Here is a 24,526-nt window from a genome sequence, read left to right as displayed (position 1 = left end):
CGCCCCTCCGCTCGCGTGGTCAGCGCAGCAGGGCGAGCACCGTCTCGACCGTGTCGGCCTGCGCGGCCGTCTTGTCCTCGCGGTAGCGCACCACGCGCGCGAAGCGCAGCGTCACGCCCTCCGGATAGCGCGGTGAGCGCTGCACTCCGTCGAACGCCACCTCTACCACGAGCTCGGGCCGTACCCGCACCACCCACTCGGCGTCGGTCCCGGTGCCCTCCCCGTCGGCCGCCAGCTCCTGCAGGCGCTCCGTCTGCCAGGTCAGCAGCGCGTCCGTCAGGCCCTTGAACGTCTTGCCCAGCATGGCGAAGGAACCGTCGGCGCGGCGCGCGCCCAGATGCAGATTGGACAGTTTCCCGGTGCGCCTGCCGTGCCCCCACTCGGCCGCCAGGACCACCAGGTCCAAGGTGTGCACGGGCTTCACCTTCACCCACGACGCGCCTCTGCGCCCGGCGCTGTACGGTGCGTCCAGACCCTTGACGACCACGCCCTCGTGGCCGCGTTCCAGCGTCTGTTCCGCGAACGTCCGCGCCTGCTCCCTGAGTTGGGGATCCTCGGGGTCCTCGACCGGGCAACGGCGCACGCGGCGTGGCTCCGGTGCGATCCGGGCCAGCTCCGCGTGCCGCTCGCGCGCCGGCAGGTCGAGCAGCTCACGGCCGTCCACGGAGAGCAGGTCGAAGAAGACCGGAAACAGCGGCAGTGAGGCCTGCGCGCCGGCCACGTCGAGCCGGGAGCCCACGCGCCCCGCGATGTCCTGGAAGGGCCGCGGCCGCCCCGTGTCGTCCAAGGCGATCACCTCCCCGTCGAGCACCGCCCGCTGTGCGGTCAACTCCCTTGCCGCCGCCACGACTTCGGGCAGTCTTGCGGTGATCTCGTCCAGGGTGCGGGTGAAGATCCGCACCTCGTCGCCGCTGCGGTGCACCTGCACCCGGATCCCGTCGAGTTTCTCCTCCACCGCGCACGGGCCCACCATGTCGAGGGCCTCGTCCACGTCCTTCGCGGTCTTCGCGAGCATCGGGAGCACCGGCCGCCCCACGTCGAGCCGGAAGGAGTCGAGCGCCGCGACCCCCTGCGCGGTCAGGGCCTGCGCCACGACGTCCAGACGCCCCGCCAGCATCACCGCCCGGCGTACGGCTGCGGGCTCGGCGCCGACCGCCGCGGCCAGGCCCTCGGCGGCGATGGCGTCCAGGGCGCCCTGGCGCAGTTCTCCGCTCAGCAGCCCGGACAGGAACCGCTGTTCGTCCTCGGTGGCGGCAGCGAGCAGATCGTGGAGGAGGCGTTTGCGCTCGCCCTGTGCGCCCTTGCCCGTGACGGCGGCGATCCGGTCGAAGGTCTCGTGCAGCTCGCGTACGTGGATGGTCGGTTCGGCGGCCGGGGGCGGGGGCTGTCTGAGGGAGCTCCAGCCGACGCCGATTTTGCGCTGCGGCAGGCGGCCCGAGAGGTAGCTGACCACCAGGGGTGCTTCGTCCGGCGTCATCTTGGTGAACAGCTCCGCGAGGAGCGCGGTCTTCTTCGAGCGCGCGCCGGTGGCGGCGATCTCCCGCGAGGTTGTGGCCACGTCGGCGAGCAGCATGTGTTTCATGGTCGCAGGGAATGGCGCCCGGCGCCGGGGTGGCCGTTGCGTGGCGTGCCCCGTGCCGGGGTGGCCGGAGGTCGCCCTCCGGGCTCGTCCTCAAGCGCCGGACGGGCTGTTTTGCTTGTCCTCGCCCCGCGGCGGGGTGGCCCCGAGACCGCCCTTCGGGCTTGTCCTCAAACGCCGGACGGGCTGATCTGTGCGCCGGGCGGGCTGGTTTATGTGCCGGGCGGGATGAATTGTGTGGTGCCTCGGCCGTGAGGCCGCCCTTCGGGCTGTGAGTTGCCGGGCAGGCCTGTGGGGCGTCCCTGTGGCAGCATCGGGCTCATGATCCAGCGTCTCGGGCGGCCGCTTGCCGTGGTTCTTGTCTGTTTCGGGGTGCTGCTCGCGGGGTGCTCGGGCAAGGGCGGGGCCGAGGCGCCTGCGGCTGTTCCCTCGTGGGCTCGGGGGATGGGGGCCGTTCAGGTGGGGTCGCTTCCGGGGGAGGCGCGTGAGACGCTGCGGCTCATCGACGCCGGCGGGCCCTTTCCGTACGAGAAGGACGGGGCGTCCTTCGGGAACTACGAGCGGGTCCTGCCCCGGCAGAAGCGGGGCTACTACCGCGAGTACACCGTGCGGACGCCGCGCGAACGCGACCGGGGCGCCCGCCGTATCGTCACCGGACGGGGCGGCGAGATCTACTACACCGACGACCACTACAAGACGTTCAAGGCGGTCCTGCGATGACGGAGACGACCCCCCTCGGCAGGCTGTTCGCCGCCGCGCGGGCGGCCGGTACCGGCGCTGTCGTGCTCGCACTCGGCGGGGTCACCGACAAGGCCGCCTTCATGGAGCGCTGCGCCCGTGACCTGGATCTGCCCGGCTGGTTCGGCCGCAACTGGGACGCGCTCGCCGACTGTCTGACCGAACTGCCGCCCGGCACCCTGCTCGTGGTCACCGGCTGGCAGGACTACGCAGCGGCCCGCCCCGAGGAGTGGGCCATCGCGCAGGAAGTGCTCGGCGAGGCGTCGTCCGGAGAGCGGCTTTCCGTGCTGCTCGCCCTCGCGCCGGAGTGAGATGAGAGTGGGACGGAGGGGACGACACGGCGGTCCGCACCTGGAGTCCGTGCGGACCGCCGCTGCCCAGGCCTACTTGCCCAGGTAGGCGTCGTAGATCGACACCGTCGTCTTGTTGCCCTTCTTGTCCGTGACCTTGGCGTGGAAGGAGATTCCCTTGCCCTTCGCCGGGTTCTTCACGGTCACCTTGCCGTCCTTGATCTTGAGCTGCTTCCAGGTCTTGCCGTAGTCGTAACTCACGTACGCGTAGAGCGACTTGAGGTTGGATCCGGCCGCCGCGCCCTGGACCGTCACCGGGATCGTGACGGTCTTGCCGGCGGGGGCGGTGGAGTCCGGGCCGACCGTGGCGCCGAAGCGGGCCATGGAAACCGGGAGCATCGCCTCCTCGACCATCTTGGAGCGGAACGTCCAGCTGGCGTCGATCCGGCTGGAGGCCGTGGCCACCTTCGGGTCGCGCTTGATGGACGTGGTCAGCTTGTACGCGGCGTCCGCCGCCGGAACCGTGAACACGCTGTCACCGAAGAGCGGATCGGCGTTCTCGAAGAGCTTGGTGCCGTTGCGGTACAGCGTGGTCTTCACCGAGGAGTAGACCGAGGCACCGGCGTGCGTCTTGCCGTCGGCGAACATCGGCAGCGAGCCGACCATCACGTTGCCGATGCGGTAGACGCCGTACACGCCGCCCACGCGCGGCCCGAAGACCCCCGTGTTGAAGACCTTCTCGTAGCTCTTGCCGGCGCTGAAGGTCTGCGGGGCGCCGAGCGTGTAGGCGGCTTCGAGGAGCGGCCGGCCCTCGGCGTCCTTGCCGCCGTACTGGTCGACGTCGAAGGACCACTGCGCCTTGTCGAGGCTCGACACGTACAGGGTGCGGGTGCTCGGTATCTTCTGCGTCGCGGGGCGCGTGGCGAAGGCGCCCCCGCTCGGCAGGAAGCCCCACGCCCAGACGCCGCCGGTCTTCTGTGCGGCCGATGCGCCGATGGCGACCTTCACGGTGGCCAGATCGCCCTTCTTGAGCGACCGCTGGTAGCCGGTGGCGAGCTGCTTCACCTTGCCGCCGAGGACCACGTCGTACTGGGCCGACGCGCCCTTGGCCCACTCGCCGGTCCACTGCTGGCTCAGGCCGGTGGCCGCCGGGCCGATGTGCCGGGTGCGCATGTCCGCGAACGTCGGCACGGCGAGGGAGGAGAAGAAGCCCCAGGTCTCGGTCATGAACTCGTAGGACATCGCGGCGAAGCGGGGCGCGGCGGAGGCGTCGGGCACCTTGATGTCGACCGGCTTCGCGGTCCGCGCGTCGCGTGTCAGCGTGGTCGGCTTGTTGATGGTCACCTTCGGCTGGACCAGCGAGTCCAGGCCCTGGGTGCTGTCGTCGCCGTTGACGGCCACGATCGTGTCGAGCAGGTAAGTGCCCTTGGGCAGGCGCATCTTGACCGTGCCGGACGGGTCGTGGGGGAAGTCCACCAGGTCCGCGCCCAGGCCCGTGACACCGAGCAGCAGCGAGTAGCTGTACGGAGAGGCCTTGCCGTCGCGTCCGATGGAGTTCAGGGTCACGTCGTACGACTCGACCTCACGCTCGACCGCCGCCGCCGTGCGCACGGTCTGGCCGCCGCCGGTCGCCACGATGTACGCGGAGTACGAGCCGTCGACCGTGCCGCCGAGCTTCGGGTCGGCGGTGATGTCGGCGCTCGCGGTGCCGCCCGCGGGCACGGTGACCTGCTTGGTGGCGACGGTGAAGAAGCCCGCGGGGGCGGGCTTGCCCTGGGGGTCGGTGCCCGTCGCGGTCAGGTCGAGGGTGATGTCCTTGGTGCCGGTGTTGCGGTACGTGACCTTCTTGGTGATCGGCTGGTCGTCGGTGTGCGGCCACTGCGCGACCCCGAAGCTCACCGACACCGGGTCCGCGAACACGGTCTGCTTGATCGCCTGATCGACGGCGATACGGCCCGAACCCTGCTGGAACGCCGTGTACTTGCCGGGCTTGGCGGAGGCCGTGAGGGCGCCCTTGAGCTCGGTGTACTTCCAGTCCGGGTGCTGCTGCTTGAGCAGCGCCGCGGCGCCCGCGGCATGCGGGCTCGCCATCGACGTACCGGAGATCGTCAGATAGCCGTCCGGGTTCTGGCCGACCTCCTGGTCGAGCACACTGCCCGGGGCGGCGGCCGCCGTGGTGTCCACTCCGGGGGCCGTGACATCCGGCTTGATCGCGCCGTCGCCGATGCGCGGGCCGCGGCTGGAGAAGCCGGCCAGCTTGTCGCTGTCGTCGACGGCGCCGACGGTGAGCGCGGCGTCCGCGCTGCCCGGGGAGCCGATGGACCGGCCGCCGGGCCCGGAGTTGCCGGCCGAGATCGCGAAGAGCGTGCCCTTCTCGGCGGAGAACTTGTTGACGGCCGCTTCCAGCGGGTCCACCTGCGGGGTGTCGCCGCCGCCGAGGCTGAGGTTGACCACATCGGCGCCCTCGGCGACGGCCCACTCGATGCCGGCGACGATGCCGGAGTCGTCGCCCCCGCCGAAGTCGTTGAGCACCTTGCCGTCGAGGATCTTCGCGCCGGACGCGACGCCCTTGAACTTGCCGCCCGACTTGGCCCCCGTACCGGCCGCGATGGACGCCACGTGGGTGCCGTGGCCGAAGCGGTCCTTGGCGTCGGCGGCGTCGGAGAAGTTCTTCTCCGCGATCTCCTGGTCCTTGAGGTCCGCGTGGGTCTGGTCGACCCCGGTGTCCAGGACGGCGATCTTCACGCCCTTGCCGTCGTACCCGGCGGCCCAGGCCTTGTCGGCCCCGATCTGCTTGGTGGACTTGTCCAGCGTCGCCTTGCGGGTGCCGTCGAGCCAGATGCGCTGCACACCGGACGCGGTGGTGCGGGCGCCCGCGCCGCGCTCGCTGGTGAGGGCCTGCCAGAGCGCGGTCGCCTCCTGCTTCGGCGCGGTCAGTGCCTCGGCGTTGAGTGACTTGAGGGTTCTGCGGACCTTCGTGCCGTCCACGGCGTGGACATCGGACCTGGCCTCGGCCGCCGCTCCCTTGTAGCCGACGATGACCTTGAGGCCCTTCTTGTGGGCCTTGCGCGTCGCCGCCTTGCTGAGTTCCGTGATGTCGAACAGGCGCTGGTCGAGCCTGCCGTCCGCGATAAGGCGGCGGGCGTCGAGGGGCAGCACGAGGGTGTGCCCCTTCGCCTTCACGGTCTGCACGGGTACGTCCTCGCGCCCTTCGGCGCGTTCCAGACCGACCATCCGGCCCTTGCCGTCGACCACCACACGGTCGCCGGTGATCAGCTGGACGCGGTGCTTCGGCGCGGCGCTGTGCGCCCCGCCTGTCGGGCGCTCCGCCGTCGCGGTCGCCGGGGTGGTCATTCCCGCCGCGAGGGCCACGGCCGCGGCCACGGCCACGGTGGTGACGCCGGCTCTTTTCACTTGTCTGCGCAAGTCTCCCCCTGGAGATCTTGGAGCTGGAGCCGCTGCTCCTGAGTGCGCGCAGTATGCCGATGCGGGCGGGGCCGCTCAACGCTGCGGCTGAGGTGACGGAATGGTTGGCCGGGGAACCGGCCATTCACGATCGGCACCTTCTGGACGGGCCTTCGGCGACCCGCCCGACGAGCCCTTCGCGCCCTGACGGCCCGGCGGGCTTGGAGGATCCGACCAGGAACGTCGCGTTCCCCTGGACGATCTGTCCGGGCGGCGCAATCGCGGCGGCATGGGACAATGAAGTACGTGCGTTTCCTCCGGCTGACCTGCCCGAGGGTCAACTCCGAACGACTGGGATGTTCTGCACGTGCGTTTCCTCAATGACATCAAGCCGCCGTACGACCTCACGTACGACGATGTGTTCATGGTGCCGAGCCGCTCCGCCGTCGGCTCCCGGCAGGGCGTGGACCTCTCCGCCCCGGACGGTACGGGCACCACGATCCCCCTGGTCGTGGCCAACATGACCGCCATCGCCGGCCGCCGGATGGCCGAGACCGTGGCCCGTCGCGGCGGGCTCGTCGTCATTCCCCAGGACATCCCGATCGAGGTCGTCACCGAGGTCATCTCCTGGGTCAAGACGCGTCATCACGTGCTCGACACCCCGATCATCCTGGCCCCGTCCCAGACCGTGGCCGACGCCCTGTCGCTGCTGCCCAAGCGGGCGCACGGCGCCGGTGTCGTGGTCGACGCCGACGGCCGTCCCGTCGGTGTCGTCACCGAGTCCGACCTGACGGGCGTGGACCGCTTCACGCAGCTGTCCGAGGTCATGTCGAAGGAGCTGCTGCTCATCGACGCCGACATCGACCCGCGCGAGGCCTTCACCAAGCTCGACGCCGGCCACCGCAAGGTCGCCCCGGCCGTGGACGCCGACGGCAAGCTGGTCGGCATCCTGACCCGCAAGGGCGCCCTGCGCGCGACCCTCTACACCCCGGCCGTCGACGCCAAGGGCGGCCTGCGGATCGCCGCCGCCGTCGGCATCAACGGCGATGTGGCGGGCAAGGCCAAGCAGCTGCTCGACGCGGGCGTGGACACGCTCGTCATCGACACCGCGCACGGCCACCAGGAGTCGATGATCGAGGCCATCAAGAAGGTCCGCGCGCTCGACCCGCAGGTCCCGATCGTCGCGGGCAACATCGTCGCCGCCGAGGGCGTCAAGGACCTCATCGACGCGGGCGCCGACATCATCAAGGTCGGTGTGGGCCCCGGCGCCATGTGCACCACCCGCATGATGACCGGCGTCGGCCGGCCGCAGTTCTCCGCCGTCATGGAGTGCGCCGCCGAGGCGAAGAAGTACGGCAAGCACGTGTGGGCCGACGGCGGCGTCCGTCACCCCCGTGATGTCGCCATGGCGCTCGCCGCCGGTGCGTCCAACGTCATGATCGGCTCCTGGTTCGCGGGCACCTACGAGTCCCCGGGCGACCTGCAGCAGTCCGCCGACGGCCGGCTCTACAAGGAGTCGTTCGGCATGGCGTCGGCCCGCGCCGTGCGCAACCGCACCAGCGACGAGTCGGCGTACGACCGGGCCCGCAAGGCGCTCTTCGAGGAGGGCATCTCCACCTCGCGGATGTTCCTCGACCCGACCCGTCCGGGCGTCGAGGACCTGATCGACTCGATCATCGCCGGTGTCCGTTCCTCCTGCACCTACGCCGGAGCGGGCTCCCTCGCGGAGTTCGAGGAGAAGGCCGTCGTCGGCATCCAGTCCGCCGCCGGATACGCCGAGGGCAAGCCGCTGCACGCCAGCTGGCAGTAGCGGCGCCGGCGGTTTCCTGACCGCACCGCGCCCCACCCCTGTTCACGGCCCCGATCGGCTCCCTACGATCGGGGCCGTGGTACGTCCCGCGCTCGCCGCGACCCGCGCCCTCGCCGTCCTCGACCACTTCGCCGCGCACCCCGAACGCTCGTACTCCCTCAGCGAGTTGAGCACCGCCCTGGATATCAACGCGCCCTCGCTGCTCGCCGTCCTGCGCTCGCTCACCGACGCCGGGTATCTCGTACGGCATCCGGGGCGCAAGACCTATGGGCTCGGCATGTCGGCCGTCGCCGCCGGACACGCCGCGCTGACCCGGCACCGGGTCGTGGACCGCGCGCGGCACGAACTGCGGGCGCTCGCCGCCGAGTCGGGCGCCGCCGGTGTGATCAGCGCCGTAGCGGGCGAGAGCATCGTGATCCTCGGCGTCGAGGGCCGCCCCACCACGCCCGAGGTCTGGGCGGGCCAGCGGCTTCCGCTGCTGCCGCCGCTCGGGCAGGTCTTCCTCGCCTGGTCGGGCGCGGGCGACATCAGGCGCTGGCTGGACCGCACGGCCGCCGGGGTGCCGCTGCCCGCGCACCTCGACACGGCGCTCGCGGTGGTCCGCGAGCGGGGCTGGTCCGCGCACCGGGACACGGCCGCCCGCACCGCACTCGGCGCCACCCTCGCGCAGCTCGCCGACACTCCGCGCGACAGCGAACTGCGTACCCGGGTCGCCGAGTCGGTGCTCGCCCTCGGCGAGGACTACGAACTCCTCGAGGTCGCACCGCGCGCCACCTACCGCCTCGCCACCCTCTCCGCCCCCGTCTTCGACCAGTACGGCACGGTCGCCCTGGCACTCACGGCGACCGGCCTGCCCCCGCTGGCGGGCGCGCGCGTCCAGGAGCTCGCGGGGCGACTCACCGCCGTGGGGCGGGTGCTGAGCCAGGAGATCGGCGGGCGGCCGCCGGTAGGGTCGCCGGGGTGAAGATCACCCCCCGGATCGAGCCCTGCCGCGCGGACGACCTCGCCCTCCTCGACCGGCAGCTGCCGTCCAACAGCGCCGACTCCCACCACGCCGCCCGCTGCGCACGCCAGGAGAAGGGGCTCTCCACCTATCTGATCGCCTGGCACGAAGGGCTGCCCGCCGGGCATGCGGAGGTGCGCTGGCAGGGCTGCGCGGCCCCCGAGGTGCGGGCCGTGCACGGGGACTGCCCGGAGACCAACGGCCTGGGCGTGGCCGCGGAGCTGCGGTCCAGGGGCATCGGGAGCGCGCTGATCAGGGCGGCCGAGGAGCTCGCCCGCGAGCGGGGGCTGCCCGCGATCGGCCTCGGCGTCGACACCGCCAACCCGCGCGCCGCCGCCCTCTACGAACGCCTCGGCTACCGGCCGTCGGTGCTTTACACGGACCGCTGGGCGTACGTCGACATGGCGGGGCGGCGGGTGGAGTGTGCCGATCAATGCACCTTTCTGGTCAAGGAGTTGTGACGGGCGGCGGATCTCCGAGCAGGGGGCGCAGGGCCTTCGCCGTGGCCGTCGCGATGCGTGCGTGACCCGCGTCGCCGGGGTGTACGCCGTCCACCAAATGCTCGGCCCGCAGCAGCTCCGCGCCGGGCAGCAGCGCCACACCCTCGGCCCGCGCCGCCTCCTCCACGGCGGAGCGCAGTTCGGCGAGGGTGGCGCCCAGGGCGTTCGGGGTGTCCTCGGCGTCGGGGCGCAGGACCGGGGACGCCACCAGGAGCGGGGTGTGCGGGTGTCCGCGCCGGACCAGGGCGAGGAAGGCGCAGACCTGCTCACGCAACAGCGGCGCCGAATGGGGCGTTCTGGACCAGCAGTTGGTGCCGAACGCCACCGTGATCACGGCGCCGGGGAGGGCGGCCAGCTGCTCCGCCGAGGCGAGCTCTCCGCGCGCCGCCCCCGCGTACCCCAGGTTCACGGTGTCCAGGCCGAGCGCCCGGCCCGCGACGGCGGGCCAGGCTCGGTGCGGGCGTGACGCGGACCAGCCCTCCGCGATGGAGTCGCCGTAGACCAGCAGGGGCGGCCGTGCGGGCACGGCGTCGAGTGCTCCGCCGATGCCGCGCACGGAGTGCAGTACCGGGCGGAGCGTCTCCGGCAGATGCAGCGTGAACGGCCCCTCGTCCGGGGGCAGTTCAAGGCGTACGACCGAGTCCGGCGCCGCCTTCGCCGCCGCTTCCGCGATCGTGTCCTCGCCCCTGAGGAGGGTGAACACGGGCTCCGAGGGCCGGTACGCGTCCGCGGCGAGCGGCGCGGACCCCGAGTAGGCCACCTCGACCGCTCGCGCGCCGCCCCCGCCCGTCATGAACTCCAGGCGCACCCCGGCGGGCACCGTCGCCCGGTCCCAGGTGTCCGCCGGGAGGCGGTCGCGGTCGGCGGGATCGGCGCGCACCGGCCGCGCGCCGTCGTACCAACGCACGCCCCGCAGCAGCCCGTTCACGCGGGGCCTCCGGCCAGGAGCGCGCTCATGACGCTCATGAGGGACCTCCGACGGTCGGGTAGGGAAACTTCACGCCGACCCCGCCGTCCACGACCAGGGTCTGCCCGCTGACGTAGGCGGACAGGGGCGTGGACAAGAAGAGCAGGGTGGCGGCGATGTCGGAGGTCTCGGCGACCCGGCCGAGCGGTGCGTTGCCGGCGTTGCGGCGTCTGCCCTCGGCGCCGATGAGGCCGGCGACCCGTGGCGTCCACACCACGCCGGGGGCCACCGCGTTGACCCGTACACCGCGCGGCCCGTACTCCACGGCCGCCGAGCGGACCAGCGAGACCAGGCCCGCCTTCGCGGCCCCGTAGGCGGCGTGCCGCGGTGCGCCGGTGAGTCCGGAGACCGAGGCGACAAAGGCGAGCGGGCCGCCGCCGGAGGCCGCGACCGCCTCGGCGCCGTACTGCACGGTGAGCCACGCGTGCCGCAGGACGATGTCGAAGTGCCAGTCCCAGGCCGCGTCGTCCAGGTCGGCGAGGTCGGCGTAGCGTGCCATGCCCACGATGTCGACGACGCCGTGCACGGCCCCCAACTCCCGGGCGCAGAAGGCGAAGAGGTCCCGTACCTCGGCGCGCCGGGTGATGTCGGCGACATACGGGACGGCCCCGGTCTCGGCCGCCACCGCCCGGGTGCGCTCCTTGTCGGCGTCCACGCAGAGCACCCGCGCCCCGGCCGCGGTCAGGGCGTGGGTGGTCTGGCGTCCGATGCCGTTGCCCGCGCCGAGCACGACGTGGACACGTCCGTCGAGGCGGTGCAGGGCGGCGTAGTCGGGCACGGGGGAGTCGTCGAGCGGGGCGGTGCCCGGCGGGGGAGAGTCCGGTGGTGTGCTCACGCGGGCCTCCTCGGCCGGTACGCGGCCAGCTCGGGGATGACTTCCTTGCCGAGGATCTCGATGGTGCGCAGGATCTCCTGGTGCTCCAGATAGCCCCACTGGACGTACGCGATGAGCTGGTCGATGCCGAGGTCGGCGTAGCGCTTGGCCTTGCGCACGATGGTCTCGGCGTCGCCGATGAGGATCATGTCGCCGTCGTTGAAGTCCCGTACGGGCACGTCCCCTTCGAGGATCGGGGTGAGCAGCGGGAAGGTCCTCTCGCGCTCCTCGGGGGACAGGTGCGGCAGCTCCCAGTCGAGGGTGAAGCGGGCGAGGTTGCTGTACCACCAGGCGACGGAGTCCCAGACCCGCTTGCCCGGCCGGTCCGTGGCGTGCACCAGGGTGTACGCGCTGACGCGGTCCGTCGTGACGTCGGTGATCGGGCGCGGGGCGCGGGCCGCCTCGCGGTACGCGGCGACCTGCCGGGCCATCGCATCGAGGGGCTGCATGATCGAGAACGAGAGGAGTCCGAGGCCGCTCGCCCCCGCGACCTCGGCAGAGCCGGGCGACGTGGCCGCCATCCAGGCCGGCGGATGCGGGTCCTGCACCGGCTTCGGCGTGACCATCCGGCGCGGGAACGTGAACCGGTCGGAGGCGTACTCGAAGTACTCCTCGCGCCACATCCCGGTGACGATCTCGATCGCCTCGCGCCAGTCGTCCCGCGACCGCTCCCGGTCCACACCGAACGCCGTCTGCTCCATGGGTGTGGAACGGCCCGTGCCCCACTCCACGCGCCCGCCCGACAGGACATCGACGGCCGCGACCTTCTCCGCGATCCGCTGCGGCGGGGTGAAGCCGAACGGTGTGAGCGTCACCCCGAACCCGAGCCGTATCCGCTCGGTCAGACCCGCCAGATGGCCGAGCAGCACCTCCGGCGCGGGGCAGTGCGAGCGGCCCTCGCGGAAGTGGTGCTCGACCGCCCACACCGTGCGGAAGCCGACCTTGTCGGCGAGCCGGATCTGCTCCACGGCCTCGCGGTAGGCGCGCTGCTCGGCGGCGCGCTGGCCGTAGGGATGGGGCCCGTTCCAGGGCTTCGGCACATCGATCTCGTAGAGCACGTCCAGGTCCATCGGGCCTCCCGTGAAGGGTCTGTCGCGGGGCGGACCGGGGTGCGTTTTTCGATATCTCGAAGAGCGGTCCGCCTGGGCGGCGAGGAGGATGGAGGAGCGTCCGTGATGTGTCAATGGTCACGTTCGCGCAGCGATCGAAAACTGATGTGCAACGAACTCCCGTATTTTTCAGGGGTACGCAATGATCTTGCCCGTATGCGCAAGGTTGCTTCATTACGCAAGTGAAGCCGAGCCCCCTAAGGTCATGCGCTGTACTTCGTATGGCGGTGACCGCCTGCTCGGTGGCCGCCGCTCCGCACGGCCGCCGCGGTCGCTGCCGTCCTTCCCGCAGCGATGAGGAGCCCTCGAGTGCTCGACCAAGGCGCCGCCCCGCCGACCCCCGACCCGCAGCCGTCGCCCGCCATCGGCCGCAGGCTGATGCGCCGCAAGCCCGTAGAACTGCTGGTCGCCGAGGGTGGCAAGGGAGAAGGCGGCACGCTGCGCCGGACTCTCTCCATGTGGCAGCTGACGATGATCAGCATCGGTGCGACCCTCGGCACCGGTATCTTCGTGGTGCTCGGCGAGGCGGTCCCCAAGGCCGGTCCCGCGGTCACGCTGTCCTTTGTGATCGCCGGTCTCACGGCTCTCTTCTCGGCCCTGTCCTACGCCGAACTCGCGGGTACCATCCCGGTCGCCGGATCCTCGTACTCGTATGCGTACGCAACCATGGGTGAACTCATCGCCTGGGTGTGCGGCTGGTGTCTCGTTCTTGAGTACGGCGTCTCCGTCGCGGCCGTCGCCGTCGGCTGGGGCGAGTACCTCAACGAACTGCTCGCCGGCACCATCGGCGTGACCATCCCCGATGTGCTCTCCGCGCCGCCCGGCGACGGCGGGATCTTCAATCTGCCGGCGCTGATCGTGGTGCTGCTCGCGATGGTGTTCCTGCTCGGCGGCGCCCGTGAGTCCGCCCGCGCCAACACCATCATGGTCGCCGTGAAGATCGCCGCGCTGCTGCTCTTCTGCGCCATCGGCATCCAGGGCTTCAAGTCCGGCAACTACTCCGATTTCATGCCCCTCGGCATGGCGGGCGTGAGTGCCGCCGGTGCCACGCTCTTCTTCTCGTACATCGGCTTCGACGCCGCCTCCACCGCCGGTGAAGAGGCCAAGAACCCGCAGCGGGACCTGCCGCGCGCCATCATGCTGTCCCTTGTCATCGTGACCGCGCTGTACGTCCTCGTCGCGGCCGTCGCCGTGGGCGCCCGCCCCTGGGAGGGCTTCACCGACTCCGAGGCCGCACTCGCCGGGATCATGAAGGACGTCACCGGACAGACCTTCTGGGGCACGATCCTCGCCGCGGGCGCCGTCATCGCCATCGCGAGCGTCGTCCTGACCGTGCTCTACGGCCAGACCCGCATCCTCTTCGCCATGTCCCGCGACGGCCTGGTGCCCAAGGCGTTCTCCAAGGTCAGCCCGCGCACCGGCACACCCCGCGTGAACACCGTGATCGTCTCGCTGTTCTGCGGTGTCCTCGCCGCCGCCATCCCGCTCGGCCAGCTCGCGGACGCCACCAGCATCGGCACGCTCTTCGCCTTCGCCCTGGTCAACATCGCCGTGATCGTCCTGCGCCGCACCCGGCCCGACATGAAGCGGACCTTCCGGGTGCCGCTCGCGCCGCTGTTCCCGCTGCTCGGCTTTGCGTTCTGTGTGTGGATGATGTTCAGCCTCGACGTGATCACGTGGATCGTCTTCGGTATCTGGATGGCCGTCGGCCTCGTGTTCTACTTCGTGTACGGCCTTCGCCGGTCCCGTCTGGCCACCCACGGGACGGCCGAGGTGCCGTCCCCGGAGACACCCCTAGAGAAGTGAACCGCCCGCCGTGCTGAACGATCTCGACGAACGCATCGTGCACGCCCTCGCCGAGGACGCCCGTCGCTCCTACGCCGACATCGGCCAGATGGTGGGGCTCTCCGCACCCGCCGTGAAGCGCCGCGTCGACCGGCTGCGCGCCACCGGAGCCATCACCGGCTTCACGGTGCGCGTGGACCCGGCGGCGCTCGGCTGGGAGACCGAGGGGTTCATCGAGATCTACTGCCGGCGCAACACCTCGCCCGAGGCCATCAAGCGCGGCCTCGAGCGCTACCCCGAGGTCGCGTCCGCCTCCACCGTCACCGGTGAGGCGGACGCGATCGTCCAGGTCTTCGCTTCCGACATGCGGCACTTCGAGCGGGTCCTGGAACGCATCGCAGGCGAGCACTTCGTGGAGCGCACGAAGTCGGTGCTCGTGCTTTCGCCGCTGATGCGGCGGTTCTCCTCCGGGGCGCCGGCCTAGTCGCCCTGCCGGCCCCTCCGGCGAGAATCCCGTCGGCCCGTCCGGCGAAGACACCACCCCCCTCGCGGGCCCGCGCAACGAATCGCCGTATCCCGTCCGGAACGCGCAACAGATCGCCCGACTGAGCGCAATGGACGCGCCTTGTCCCCGCACGGCCGCCGACCGTACCGTCATTGCGTCCCCGCAATCCCACACGTACCGCCGAGGTCAGCCCATGCCGCCGCTGCGCACCGCCCTGCTCCAGAGCTCCGGACGGCCCGGTGACGTCGCGAAGAACCTGGAGCTCCTGGACGCCGCCGCGGCCCGTGCCGCCGCCGCGGGCGCGGGGCTCCTGGTCTGCCCCGAGATGTATCTGACCGGCTATGCGATCGGCGACGGCATCCGCCGCCTCGCCGAGCCCGCCGACGGCCCCTCCGCGCGCGCCGTGGCGGATATCGCCGTGCTCCACGGCCTCGCCGTGCTCCACGGCTACCCCGAACTCGCCGACGGCCAGGTCTTCAACTCCGCGCAGCTGACCGGCCCCGACGGCACCGTCCTCGCCGGCTACCGCAAGACCCATCTCTTCGGCTGCTTCGAGCAGGAGCACTTCACGCCCGGCGAAGTGCCCGTCGTCCAGGCCGAGTTGGGCGGGCTCCGGGTCGGCATCATGATCTGCTACGACGTGGAGTTCCCGGAGAACGTCCGGGCGCACGCCCTCGCCGGCACCGATCTGCTGCTCGTGCCGACCGCGCAGATGCACCCCTTCCAGTTCGTCGCCGAGTCCGTGGTGCCGGTGCGGGCCTTCGAGAACCAGATGTACGTCGCGTACGTCAACAGGACCGGCCCCGAGGGGGAGTTCGAGTTCGTCGGGCTCTCCACGCTCGCCGGCCCCGACGGTGTCGCCCGGGTTCGCGCGGGCCGCGGCGAGGATCTCGTCATCGGTGATGCCGACCCCGGCTTCCTGGCCGCGTCGCGCGAGCACAACCCGTATCTGCGCGACCGCCGCCCGGGGCTCTACTCCTCTCTGATCTGACCTGATCTGACGCTCTGCGGCGCCCGTCCCCGCACCCCATCCCCGTACGACCCCTCAGTCCTTCGTTCCGTCCTGCTCACCGCGCAAGGAGTCCGTACCCCATGACGTCCACGGTGCCCACCGCCATCCAGCACACCGATGCGCAGCCGCCGATCACCATGTTCGGGCCGGACTTCCCGTACGCGTACGACGACTTCCTCGCGCACCCCGCGGGCCTTGGCCAGATACCCGCGGCCGAGCACGGCCAGGAGGTCGCCGTCATCGGCGGCGGGCTCTCCGGCATCGTCGCGGCGTACGAGCTGATGAAGATGGGCCTCAAGCCCGTGGTGTACGAGGCCGACCAGATCGGCGGCCGGCTCCGCACCGTGGGCTTCCCCGGCTGCGATCCCGAGCTGACCGCCGAGATGGGAGCGATGCGCTTCCCGCCGTCCTCCACGGCGCTGCAGCACTACATCGACCTGGTGGACCTGAAGACCCGGCCGTTCCCCAACCCCCTCGCGGAGTCCACGCCGTCGACGGTCGTGGACCTCAAGGGCGAGTCGCACTACGCCGAGACGGTCGACGACCTGCCGCAGGTCTACCGTGACGTGGCCGCCGCCTGGAACTCCTGCCTGGAGGAGGGCGCCGACTTCTCCGACATGAACCAGGCGCTGCGCGAGCGCGACGTGCCGCGCATCCGGGAGATCTGGGCGAAGCTCGTCGAGAAGCTCGACAACCAGACCTTCTACGGCTTCCTCTGCGAGTCCGAGGCCTTCAAGTCCTTCCGGCACCGTGAGATCTTCGGCCAGGTCGGCTTCGGCACGGGCGGCTGGGACACCGACTTCCCCAACTCCATCCTGGAGATCCTGCGGGTCGTCTACACCGAGGCCGACGACCACCACCGCGGCATCGTCGGCGGCAGCCAGCAGCTCCCGCTGCGGCTCTGGGAGCGCGAGCCGCAGAAGATCGTGCACTGGGCCCTCGGCACCTCCCTGAGCTCGCTGCACGAGAACGGCACGCCGCGTCCCGCCGTGACCCGGCTGCACCGCACCGCGGGCAACCGGATCACGGTCACCGACGCGAGCGGCGACATCCGCACCTTCCGTGCCGCGATCTTCACCGCGCAGTCCTGGATGCTGCTCTCCAAGATCGAGTGCGATGACTCGCTCTTCCCGATCGACCACTGGACGGCGATCGAGCGCACCCACTACATGGAGTCCAGCAAGCTCTTCGTGCCGGTCGACAGGCCGTTCTGGCTGGACAAGGCCGTCGACGACAAGGGGAACCCGACCGGCCGGGACGTCATGTCGATGACGCTCACCGACCGGATGACGCGCGGCACCTACCTGCTCGACGACGGCCCGGACAAGCCCGCCGTCATCTGCCTCTCGTACACCTGGTGCGACGACAGCCTCAAGTGGCTGCCGCTGTCCGCGAACGAGCGGATGGAGGTCATGCTCAAGTCCCTCTCGGAGATCTACCCGCAGGTCGACATCCGGCGGCACATCATCGGCAACCCGGTGACGGTGTCATGGGAGAACGAGCCGTACTTCATGGGCGCGTTCAAGGCCAACCTGCCGGGCCACTACCGCTACCAGCGGCGCCTGTTCACCCACTTCATGCAGGACCGGCTCCCCGAGGACAAGCGCGGCATCTTCCTCGCGGGCGACGACATCTCCTGGACGGCGGGCTGGGCCGAGGGCGCCGTGCAGACCGCCCTGAACGCGGTGTGGGGTGTCATGCACCAGTTCGGCGGCACCACCGACCCGGCCAACCCCGGCCCCGGCGACCTGTACGAGGAGATCGCGCCGGTGGAGCTGCCGGAGGACTGAGACGGGCGCCGCCGGAGGGCTGACCGGCCGGCTGGGTTGCGGGGGCCGCGGCGGCCGCGGCGGCCGTGGGGGTCAGATGCCCGCGGCCCTGGCCGCCGTGTACACCTCCGCGGCCACGTCCTTGAGCTCCTCCGCGTCACGGGTGCCGCCCTGCAGTTCGAGGAAGAACTCCTCAAGGCCCGAGGCCTCCACGTGCGCGGCCAGATCCTCCACGATCTGGCCGACGTCGCCCTGGAACGGCCGGCGGTCCTGGCCGTCGTACGGCTTCTTCGAGTACTGCGTGTTCACCCGCACCGCGGCCGCGAGGGGGCGCTCGCGGCCGCGTTCGGCGGCCAGTTCACGCAGCCGCCGCCAGGCATCGGCCAGCTGCCGCGGTCCCGTCGCCGCGGGCATCCAGCCCTCCGCCCGGTCCACGAGGCGGCGGGCGGAGCGCGGGCTCAGAGCGGGCAGATAGACCGGGATCTCGTGGGCCGGCTTGGGGCCCACTTCCGAGGGGGCGATCGTCGTGAGGGCCCCCTCGTACGACACCGGGTCGGGGCCCCACACCGCGCGGCACACGTCGATCACCTCGTCGAGCACCTTTCCGCGCTCGGCGAAGGGGGCGGGGGACTGGGCGGCGTACTCGTCGTGGGACCAGCCGGTGCCGAGGCCCGCCACCATCCGTCCGCCGCTCACCGCGTCCAACGTGGCGAAGGAACGGGCCAGTTCGAAGGGCTGGTGCAGCGGTGCCACCAGGACACTGCTGCCGATCGTGGCCCGCCGGGTGGCGGCCGCGGCCAGGGTCATGCACACGAAGGGCTCGGCCACCGAGCGGTAGAGGTCGGGCCAGGGCAGCCCCTCGATGCCGTACAGGCCCTGGGTCGCGGGTGTCGGGAAGAGGATCCGCTCGAACACCCACAGGCTCTCGTAGCCGGTCTCCTCGGCGGCGCGTGCCACGTCGGGGATGTCACGGCCGATGTCGTACTGCTTCATCTGCGGAAGTCCGAGCCCGAGCTTGACCGCCATGCCAGTCCTCCTGAGAGGTAGTCCAATTCTCAACTGCCGTCAGTACCAGGCGTATCACGTATGCCGGGTATGACTCACGGGGCTTACCGGACTCATGGGACTCATGGGACTCATGCGCCACGGTGAGGGCGGGCGTTCACGAGCGGGCGCCGCTCAGCGCCACGGGGTCAGAAGGCAGCGGCCCACCAGGCCGATCCCGGCGTCCATGCGCTCCCTGAACTCCTCCGCCAGATCGGGCAGTTCGCGCAGCCCCCACAGGATCCGGGCCGCCGACCAGGCGCCGTCCCTGGCCCGCTCCAGGCTCCAGGAACCGAGCAGATGCGTCAGCGGATCGGCGACCTGGAGGAGATCGGGCCCCGGCATCAGATCCTCGCGGATCCGCTCCTCAAGGGCCACCAGGATGTCGCCCACGTGGTCGAACTCGCCCTCCAGGTCGGCGGGTTCGCAGTCCAGGCTGCGGCAGGTGTCCACCACCGCCAGGGCGAGATCGTGCCCGATGTGGGCGTTGATCCCGGCGAGCGCGAACTGCAGCGGGCGTACGCCGGGATGGCGCCGGTACTGGAACACCGGCCGCCAGCACGCGGCGGGTCTGTGCCCGCGCGCCGCCGCGTCCACCGCCGCGAGATAGAGCTCCGCGAACCGTACGTCCAATGTCGCCGCGGCTGCGGCGTCGGGGAACGCGCCCTGCCCGATCCGCAGGGCCACCTCTTCGGTGACCGACAGATAGACCCGGTTGAAGACGGCCACGCCGTCCGTGCGCGGCCAGTCGGCGCCGAGGGCGCGCATCCGCGAGAGCACTGTGCCGACCTCGGCCGTTCCGGCCTCGAGCTGTCCCAACTGCGCCATACACGCAGCGTGGCAGGCCCACGCCCGGTCGGAGCCCGCCAGGCCGGTCGCTTCCCCGAAACGGGGGAACGGCCAAGCGGGGAACGCACATTGGGGCCGGAGCCGGAGCCGGGGCGGGGCTGTGTCTGAGGCCTGGCGCCTACGACTTGGCCTGGCCGTCGTCGGCCGCGTCGTAGCGCGAGGTGCCCTCGTCGAGCAGCGGCTCCTGCGACTTGAGGTGCGGCGGAGCCATGGCGCGCAGCGCGTGATAGCCGGTGATGACGACCAGGGTGCCGAGGGCGATGCCGCTGAGCTCGAAGGTGTCCGTGAACTTCATGGACACATTGCCGACGCCGATGATGATGCCCGCGGCGGCCGGCACGAGATTGAGCGGATTGCGCAGATCCACCCCGGCGTTGATCCAGATCTGCGCGCCGAGCAGGCCGATCATGCCGTAGAGGATCACGGTGATGCCGCCGAGTACACCGCCGGGGATCGCGGCGACGATCGCGCCGAACTTGGGGCACAGGCCGAAGAGCAGGGCGAAGCCCGCGGCGGCCCAGTACGCGGCCGTGGAGTAGACCCGGGTCGCGGCCATGACGCCGATGTTCTCGGAGTACGTGGTGTTGGGCGGGCCGCCGACCGCCGTCGAGAGCATGGACGCCGCGCCGTCCGCCGAGATCGCGGTGCCGAGCTTGCCGTCCAGGTCGTCACCGGTCATCTCGCCGACGGCCTTGACGTGTCCGGCGTTCTCGGCGATCAGGGCGATCACCACGGGCAGGGCCACGAGGATCGCGGACCACTCGAAGCTCGGCGCGTGGAAGGACGGGAGTCCGATCCACTCGGCCTTGCCCACGCCCGACAGATCGAGGCGCCAGTGGTCGACGACCTTGCCGTCGCCGCCCGCCGAGTGGATCATCCCGAAGACCCGGTCGAACAGCCACGAGATCCCGTACCCGAAGAGCAGTCCGAGGAAGATCGCGATCCGGGACCAGAAACCCCGCAGGCAGACCACGGCCAATCCGGTGAACAGCATCACGAGGAGCGCGGTCCACTGGTCCTGTGGCCAGTAGGTGCTGGCCGTGACCGGGGCGAGGTTGAACCCGATCAGCATGACCACGGCACCGGTCACGATCGGCGGCATCGCCGCGTGGATGATCCGCGCCCCGAACTTCCGCACCGCGAGACCCGACAGGAACAGGGCGGCGCCCACGACGAACACGGCGCCGGTGACCGCGGCGCTGGAGCCGCCCTGCGCGCGGATCACGGCGGCCACACCCACGAAGGAGAGCGAACAGCCCAGATAGCTGGGGACCGTGCCGCGGGTGGCGAGCAGGAAGATGACGGTGGCGACACCGGACATCATGATCGCCAGGTTGGGGTCGAGCCCCATGAGCACGGGCGCCACGAAGGACGCCCCGAACATGGCGACCACGTGCTGCGCCCCGAGCCCGACGGTGCGCGGCCAGGACAGCCGCTCGTCGGGGCGGACCACGGCGCCCGGGGCGGGAGTGCGGCCGTCGCCGTGGAGTGACCAGCGGACGCCGAGGTTCATGGCCGGGGTTCACTTTCTGTACATGGAAAAGATCAGGGCCATGCTAAGTGTGTTGTGACGGTGTCGGCGCCCCGAGCCGGGGTTGCCGCGGGTCGCCCCGCGGGCCCGTCCTCGATCTCCCCGGCTACATTCCCCTGCCCTCGCTGGGGGTGCCCCCGGTGGTGTCCCCGGACGGGCTCGCTGTCGCCGCCCGGGCCCCGGCCGTCTCGCCCCTGGCCTTCACCCCGTCCTCCCGCTTCTTCCCGAGGACCCCCGCGAACACGATCAGTCCGAAGGCCAGGGCCGTCACCAGGCCGAAGGACGTCACGAGCGAGGTCGTGTCGGCGATGGCGCCGATCGCGGAGGGGGCGATGAGGCCCGAGGTGTACGTGATGGTCGCGACGCCCGCGATGGCCAGGCTCGGGTTGGAGCCGCTGCGCCCCGCCGCCGCGAAGGCGAGGGGCACCACGACCGCGATACCGAGGCCCATGCAGCCGAAGCCGGCCATGGCCTGCGCCGGGTGCGAGGAGGTCACGACCAGGATGCCGCCGAGCGTCGCGACGACCCCGCCCACCCGTACGGTACGCACCGCGCCGAACCGGTCGACGATCCGGTCGCCCGCGATCCGCGCCGCCGCCATGGTCAGGGCGAAGGCCGTGGTGCTCGCGGCCGCGAGTCCGGCCGATGTCTGCAGCTCGTCGCGCAGATAGACCGCCGACCAGTCGAGGCTCGCGCCTTCCGCGAACACCGCGCAGAAACCGACGAGTCCGATCAGGAGGGCCGACTTCGGCGGCAGCGCGAACCGCGGCGGCGGCTCTTCGCCGGGCGTGCTGCGCAGATCGAGGACGCCCTGACAGAAGACCAGGCCGAGCGCGGTGAGGGTGAGCGCCGCGAGGGTGTGGTGAAGGCGGGCGTCGGCACCCAGGTGAGCGGCGAGGGTGCCCGCCGCCGAACCCAGCAGGGCGCCCATGCTCCACATGCCGTGCAGGCCGGACATGATGGAGCGGCCGAGGCGGTTCTCCACCTCCACGCCGAGCGCGTTCATGGCGACATCGGACATCCCGGCCGTGGCGCCGTACACGAAGAGCGCCGCGCACAGGGTGACCAGGTTCGGAGCGAGCGCGGGCAGGATCAGCGAGAGCGTCCACAGGGCGAGGAGTCCGCGCAGCGCGGTGCGCGCCCCGTAGCGATGGCTGATGGCCCCGGCGAGCGGCATGGCGACCGAGGCGCCGATGGCCGGGAAGGCGAGCGCCATGCCCAGCTGTCCCGCGCTCACGTCCGCGTGCTCCTGGATCCAGGGCACCCGGGTCGCGAAGGAGCCGGTGACCGATCCGTGAACGCAGAAGACGGCGGCCACGGCGTACCGCGCGCGCTTCAACTGCCGTGTGGCGAAGTCGGGTTCACTCATGTGCGGCCTTCCCCGTGACTGCGTACCGGCTGCGTCCCCCGGCTACGTACCCCATGCTGCGGCGGTAAACTATCAGGAACCCTGCCTGATAAATACGGGGCAGCGCGAGCCCTTTTCCCGAGCTGCGCGCCGTGACGTCTGGAAGGATCCCGGCATGCCCGCATCGCCCCGTACCGCCAGGGCCATCAACGACCGGCTCGCCCTGCGCCTCCTGCAGCAGCGGGGCCCGCTGACGGCGGGACAGCTCAAGGAGCACACAGGCCTGTCCCGGCCCTCGGTCGCCGATCTGGTGGAACGGCTGCAGGGCGCGGGGCTGATCGCCGTCGTGGGCGAGGCGGGCGAGCAGCGCCGCGGCCCCAACGCGCGTGTGTACGGGATCGTCGCCGACCGTGCCCACCTGGCCGCCCTCGACGTACGCACCCAGGGGGTCGCCGTCGTCGTCGCCGATCTGCTCGGCGCGGTGCTCGCCGAGGGAGCGCTGCCCATCGACCCGGCCCTCGGCACCGAACCCGCCGTCGAACAGGCCGTGGCGCTCCTGGAGTCCACGGCGCGCGAGGCCGGCGCCGGCCGGCTGCACAGCGTGGGCGTCGGCGCTCCGGGCCTGATCGACCCCGGCACCGGTGAACTGCGGGACTCCACCGGCCTGCCCGCCTGGCACCGGCGTCTCGTCGCCGCTCTGCAGAAGGAGCAGCCGGCCGCCGTCCTGGTGGAGAACGAGACCAATCTCGCCGCCGTCGCCGAACTGCGCGCAGGCGCCGCCCAGGACCGGGACACCTTCGCGTATCTGTGGCTCGGCCACGGTGTCGGCGCCGCGGTGGTACTCGACGGAAAGCTGCGCCGCGGTGCGTCCGGCGGCGCGGGCGAGATCGGCTTCCTGCCGGTGCCCGGCACCGGCGGACTGCCGTCGGCCACGGACTGCGGCGGCGGCTTCCACGCGCTCGCCTGCTCGGCGGCCATCTGTGAACTGGCCGCCGAACACGGCCTGTTGATCCCGCAGGCCGCCCCTTCGGAGCCCGCTGCGGCGGCCGTGGTGGCGGCGAGCGCGGCGGCGGTGGGCCAGGCGCCGGGTGCGGGCTCGGCAGTGGCGGGGGAGGGCGGTGCCCCGGCGGGCGGGCCCGCGGATCCCGTCGCGGCGGCTCGTTTCCTGGACGCCCTCGCCGACCGGATCGCCCTCGGCGCCGCCTCCGTCACCGCCGTTCTCGACCCCGGCTGTGTCGTACTCGGCGGTGAGACCGGGCAGGCCGGGGGCGCCGCGCTCGCCGCGCGGGTCGAGCGGCGCCTCACCGCCCTTTCCCCGCTCGCCACCGAGGTGAGGGCGGGCGACCTGGGCGGTGCGGCGGTGTTGCGGGGCGCGCTGTTCACGGCGCGGGACGCGGCACAGGACGAGCTGTTCGCCGGGCCCGGCTGAGCCTGCCCGGCCCGGTCGCCCCGCGCAGCGAGCTCCGCCCCCGGGCCTCAGTGCCCCGTGCCCCGGGCCTCAGTGGCCCCGGGCCTCAGTGCCCCGGGCCTCAGTGCCCCGGGCCTCAGTGCCCCGGGCCTCAGTGCCCGGGGCCTCAGTGCCCCGTGCCCCGGGCCTCAGTGCCCCGTGCCCCGTGCCCCGTGCCCCCGAGCCTCAGTGCCCCGCCCCGCCAGGCTCAGTGCCCCGCACCCACCCGTTCCTGCAAAAACTCCTCGAACGTCCTCTTGCCCGCGGCCGGTTCGGGAGTGAGGTTGCCGCCCTGCCGCAGCCGGGCGTACGTCCTGCCCGCGAGGCGTACGTTCACGACCGGGCGCCGCTTCCCGCTCGCGCGCAGATACGCGCGGGCGAGCTCGCGCATCGTGAACACCTCGGGCCCGCCCATGTCCGGCACGGCACCGGCGGGCTCGCCGAGCGCCAACTCCACGAGCCGCTCTGCGACTTCGGCCGCCGACACCGGCTGGATCCGTACTCCCGACGGCGCGGGGACCACCGGCGGCTTCGCCAGCGTCCGCGCGATGTCGAGCGCCAGATCGTGGAACTGCGTCGTCCGCAGCACCGTCACCCCGAGCCCGGACCCTTCGAGGAGCCGCTCGACCCGCAGCTTCGACTTGTAGTAACCGAGCGGCACCCGGTCGACGCCCACGATCGAGATGTAGACGACATGCCGCACCCCGGCCCCGCGCGCGGCCTCGATGAGATGCCGGGCCGCGTCCTCGTCACCGCCCTTGGGTGAACTCGCGCAGTGCACGACGGTGTCCACGCCCGCCATGGCGCGGTCGAGTCCGGCGCCGGTGGTCAGGTCCACCGGGTGGCTCTCGGAGCGGCGGCTGAGGACACGCGCCTCGTGGCCCGCGGCGCGCACCCGCTCCGTCACGAGCCGTCCGAGGGTGCCCGTGCCTCCGGTCACCAGGATCGTCGTCATCGTGGT

20 protein-coding genes are annotated in these 24,526 nt (G+C 71.7%); 10 read left to right on the top strand and 10 right to left on the bottom strand.

Going from position 1 to position 24,526, the window contains the following annotated elements:
- Nucleotides 1-19: 19 nt before the first annotated feature.
- Entirely contained in the window at nt 20-1,573 is a 1,554-nt protein-coding gene (locus tag ACFQVC_RS25940; RefSeq protein ID WP_381835207.1) for an ATP-dependent DNA ligase, read from the bottom strand.
- Between the two features lie 327 nt (nt 1,574-1,900).
- On the opposite strand from ACFQVC_RS25940, the gene ACFQVC_RS25935 reads away from it, so the two are divergent.
- Together ACFQVC_RS25935 and ACFQVC_RS25930 are read left to right on the top strand one after the other, a co-directional pair.
- Nucleotides 1,901-2,299: a guanyl-specific ribonuclease gene (locus ACFQVC_RS25935; RefSeq protein WP_381834919.1), complete on the top strand. Its 399-nt coding sequence runs from the start codon at nt 1,901-1,903 to the stop codon at nt 2,297-2,299.
- Complete coding sequence (locus tag ACFQVC_RS25930; protein ID WP_381834917.1) at nt 2,296-2,628, top strand: barstar family protein; 333 nt, start codon at nt 2,296-2,298, stop codon at nt 2,626-2,628. The genes ACFQVC_RS25935 and ACFQVC_RS25930 overlap by 4 nt, the downstream gene beginning before the upstream one ends.
- A gap of 72 nt (nt 2,629-2,700) precedes the next feature.
- Here the strand turns inward: ACFQVC_RS25930 and ACFQVC_RS25925 are convergent, their stop codons facing one another.
- Nucleotides 2,701-6,021, bottom strand: coding sequence for a S8 family peptidase (locus ACFQVC_RS25925; RefSeq protein ID WP_381834915.1), 3,321 nt, complete (start codon nt 6,019-6,021; stop codon nt 2,701-2,703).
- A 352-nt stretch (nt 6,022-6,373) separates the two neighbouring features.
- On the opposite strand from ACFQVC_RS25925, the gene ACFQVC_RS25920 reads away from it, so the two are divergent.
- The 3 genes from ACFQVC_RS25920 to ACFQVC_RS25910 all read left to right on the top strand — a co-directional run bounded on the left by ACFQVC_RS25920 (nt 6,374) and on the right by ACFQVC_RS25910 (nt 9,286).
- Entirely contained in the window at nt 6,374-7,822 is a 1,449-nt protein-coding gene (locus ACFQVC_RS25920; RefSeq protein WP_381835205.1) for a GuaB1 family IMP dehydrogenase-related protein, read from the top strand.
- A gap of 76 nt (nt 7,823-7,898) precedes the next feature.
- Nucleotides 7,899-8,786 carry an IclR family transcriptional regulator gene (locus ACFQVC_RS25915; protein ID WP_381834913.1) on the top strand — a complete coding sequence of 296 codons (888 nt, stop codon included), beginning with the start codon at nt 7,899-7,901 and terminating at the stop codon, nt 8,784-8,786.
- Nucleotides 8,783-9,286, top strand: coding sequence for a GNAT family N-acetyltransferase (locus tag ACFQVC_RS25910; RefSeq protein ID WP_381834911.1), 504 nt, complete (start codon nt 8,783-8,785; stop codon nt 9,284-9,286). The genes ACFQVC_RS25915 and ACFQVC_RS25910 overlap by 4 nt, the downstream gene beginning before the upstream one ends.
- Here ACFQVC_RS25910 and ACFQVC_RS25905 read toward each other — a convergent pair.
- Genes ACFQVC_RS25905 through ACFQVC_RS25895 form a run of 3 tightly spaced genes read right to left on the bottom strand, consistent with a single transcriptional unit; the run spans nt 9,273 to nt 12,236 of the window.
- Nucleotides 9,273-10,253, bottom strand: a complete 981-nt coding sequence (locus ACFQVC_RS25905) for a GDSL-type esterase/lipase family protein (RefSeq protein WP_381834909.1) — start codon at nt 10,251-10,253, stop codon at nt 9,273-9,275. The genes ACFQVC_RS25910 and ACFQVC_RS25905 overlap by 14 nt on opposite strands.
- A 34-nt stretch (nt 10,254-10,287) precedes the next feature.
- Nucleotides 10,288-11,127 carry an SDR family NAD(P)-dependent oxidoreductase gene (locus ACFQVC_RS25900; RefSeq protein ID WP_381834907.1) on the bottom strand — a complete coding sequence of 280 codons (840 nt, stop codon included), beginning with the start codon at nt 11,125-11,127 and terminating at the stop codon, nt 10,288-10,290.
- Nucleotides 11,124-12,236, bottom strand: coding sequence for an LLM class flavin-dependent oxidoreductase (locus tag ACFQVC_RS25895; protein WP_381834905.1), 1,113 nt, complete (start codon nt 12,234-12,236; stop codon nt 11,124-11,126). Before ACFQVC_RS25895 ends, ACFQVC_RS25900 begins: the two co-directional genes overlap by 4 nt.
- A 348-nt stretch (nt 12,237-12,584) precedes the next feature.
- Between ACFQVC_RS25895 and ACFQVC_RS25890 the strand changes: the two genes are divergently transcribed.
- The 4 genes from ACFQVC_RS25890 (at nt 12,585) to ACFQVC_RS25875 (ending at nt 17,367) form a co-directional block, all read left to right on the top strand.
- A complete protein-coding gene (locus ACFQVC_RS25890) occupies nt 12,585-14,081 on the top strand; it encodes an amino acid permease (protein WP_381834903.1) in 1,497 nt (498 codons plus the stop codon).
- Between the two features lie 10 nt (nt 14,082-14,091).
- Entirely contained in the window at nt 14,092-14,544 is a 453-nt protein-coding gene (locus ACFQVC_RS25885; RefSeq protein ID WP_381834901.1) for an Lrp/AsnC family transcriptional regulator, read from the top strand.
- 214 nt (nt 14,545-14,758) lie between these two features.
- Nucleotides 14,759-15,556 (top strand): carbon-nitrogen hydrolase family protein, encoded by a 798-nt coding sequence (locus ACFQVC_RS25880; protein ID WP_381834899.1) that lies wholly within the window; start codon nt 14,759-14,761, stop codon nt 15,554-15,556.
- 101 nt (nt 15,557-15,657) lie between these two features.
- Nucleotides 15,658-17,367 (top strand): flavin monoamine oxidase family protein, encoded by a 1,710-nt coding sequence (locus ACFQVC_RS25875; RefSeq protein WP_381834898.1) that lies wholly within the window; start codon nt 15,658-15,660, stop codon nt 17,365-17,367.
- Between the two features lie 72 nt (nt 17,368-17,439).
- Here the strand turns inward: ACFQVC_RS25875 and ACFQVC_RS25870 are convergent, their stop codons facing one another.
- The 4 genes from ACFQVC_RS25870 to ACFQVC_RS25855 all read right to left on the bottom strand — a co-directional run bounded on the left by ACFQVC_RS25870 (nt 17,440) and on the right by ACFQVC_RS25855 (nt 22,139).
- On the bottom strand, nt 17,440-18,372 hold the full coding sequence (locus ACFQVC_RS25870) for a TIGR03619 family F420-dependent LLM class oxidoreductase (protein ID WP_381834896.1): 933 nt from the start codon (nt 18,370-18,372) through the stop codon (nt 17,440-17,442).
- 153 nt (nt 18,373-18,525) lie between these two features.
- Entirely contained in the window at nt 18,526-19,218 is a 693-nt protein-coding gene (locus ACFQVC_RS25865) for a DUF5995 family protein (protein WP_381834894.1), read from the bottom strand.
- Nucleotides 19,219-19,357: 139 nt separating this feature from the next.
- Nucleotides 19,358-20,752, bottom strand: coding sequence for a uracil-xanthine permease family protein (locus tag ACFQVC_RS25860; RefSeq protein ID WP_381834893.1), 1,395 nt, complete (start codon nt 20,750-20,752; stop codon nt 19,358-19,360).
- Between the two features lie 124 nt (nt 20,753-20,876).
- Nucleotides 20,877-22,139: an MFS transporter gene (locus ACFQVC_RS25855; RefSeq protein WP_381834891.1), complete on the bottom strand. Its 1,263-nt coding sequence runs from the start codon at nt 22,137-22,139 to the stop codon at nt 20,877-20,879.
- Between the two features lie 154 nt (nt 22,140-22,293).
- On the opposite strand from ACFQVC_RS25855, the gene ACFQVC_RS25850 reads away from it, so the two are divergent.
- The gene (locus ACFQVC_RS25850; RefSeq protein ID WP_381834889.1) at nt 22,294-23,547 is read left to right on the top strand and encodes an ROK family transcriptional regulator; all 1,254 of its coding nucleotides are present in this window, start codon (nt 22,294-22,296) and stop codon (nt 23,545-23,547) included.
- A gap of 226 nt (nt 23,548-23,773) precedes the next feature.
- On the opposite strand, the gene ACFQVC_RS25845 is transcribed toward ACFQVC_RS25850, so the two are convergent.
- Nucleotides 23,774-24,520 (bottom strand): SDR family oxidoreductase, encoded by a 747-nt coding sequence (locus tag ACFQVC_RS25845; protein WP_381834887.1) that lies wholly within the window; start codon nt 24,518-24,520, stop codon nt 23,774-23,776.
- Nucleotides 24,521-24,526 lie beyond the last annotated feature (6 nt).

Origin of the sequence: Streptomyces monticola, from assembly GCF_042665355.1 — a bacterium.
Lineage (GTDB): Bacteria > Actinomycetota > Actinomycetes > Streptomycetales > Streptomycetaceae > Streptomyces > Streptomyces monticola.
Note: the sequence above shows the minus strand (reverse complement) of the source record. Positions and strands in the feature narration are given on the sequence as shown.

Excerpts from the sequence above, each read along its gene's own strand:
- ACFQVC_RS25930 (WP_381834917.1), top strand. The coding sequence starts at position 2,296 with ATGACGGAGACGACCCCCCTCGGCAGGCTGTTCGCCGCCGCGCGGGCG.
- ACFQVC_RS25855 (WP_381834891.1), bottom strand. The coding sequence starts at position 22,139 with ATGAGTGAACCCGACTTCGCCACACGGCAGTTGAAGCGCGCGCGGTAC.
- ACFQVC_RS25850 (WP_381834889.1), top strand. The coding sequence starts at position 22,294 with ATGCCCGCATCGCCCCGTACCGCCAGGGCCATCAACGACCGGCTCGCC.
- ACFQVC_RS25875 (WP_381834898.1), top strand. The coding sequence starts at position 15,658 with ATGACGTCCACGGTGCCCACCGCCATCCAGCACACCGATGCGCAGCCG.
- ACFQVC_RS25865 (WP_381834894.1), bottom strand. The coding sequence starts at position 19,218 with ATGGCGCAGTTGGGACAGCTCGAGGCCGGAACGGCCGAGGTCGGCACA.
- ACFQVC_RS25860 (WP_381834893.1), bottom strand. The coding sequence starts at position 20,752 with ATGAACCTCGGCGTCCGCTGGTCACTCCACGGCGACGGCCGCACTCCC.
- ACFQVC_RS25870 (WP_381834896.1), bottom strand. The coding sequence starts at position 18,372 with ATGGCGGTCAAGCTCGGGCTCGGACTTCCGCAGATGAAGCAGTACGAC.
- ACFQVC_RS25895 (WP_381834905.1), bottom strand. The coding sequence starts at position 12,236 with ATGGACCTGGACGTGCTCTACGAGATCGATGTGCCGAAGCCCTGGAAC.
- ACFQVC_RS25880 (WP_381834899.1), top strand. The coding sequence starts at position 14,759 with ATGCCGCCGCTGCGCACCGCCCTGCTCCAGAGCTCCGGACGGCCCGGT.
- ACFQVC_RS25845 (WP_381834887.1), bottom strand. The coding sequence starts at position 24,520 with ATGACGACGATCCTGGTGACCGGAGGCACGGGCACCCTCGGACGGCTC.
- ACFQVC_RS25940 (WP_381835207.1), bottom strand. The coding sequence starts at position 1,573 with ATGCTGCTCGCCGACGTGGCCACAACCTCGCGGGAGATCGCCGCCACC.
- ACFQVC_RS25935 (WP_381834919.1), top strand. The coding sequence starts at position 1,901 with ATGATCCAGCGTCTCGGGCGGCCGCTTGCCGTGGTTCTTGTCTGTTTC.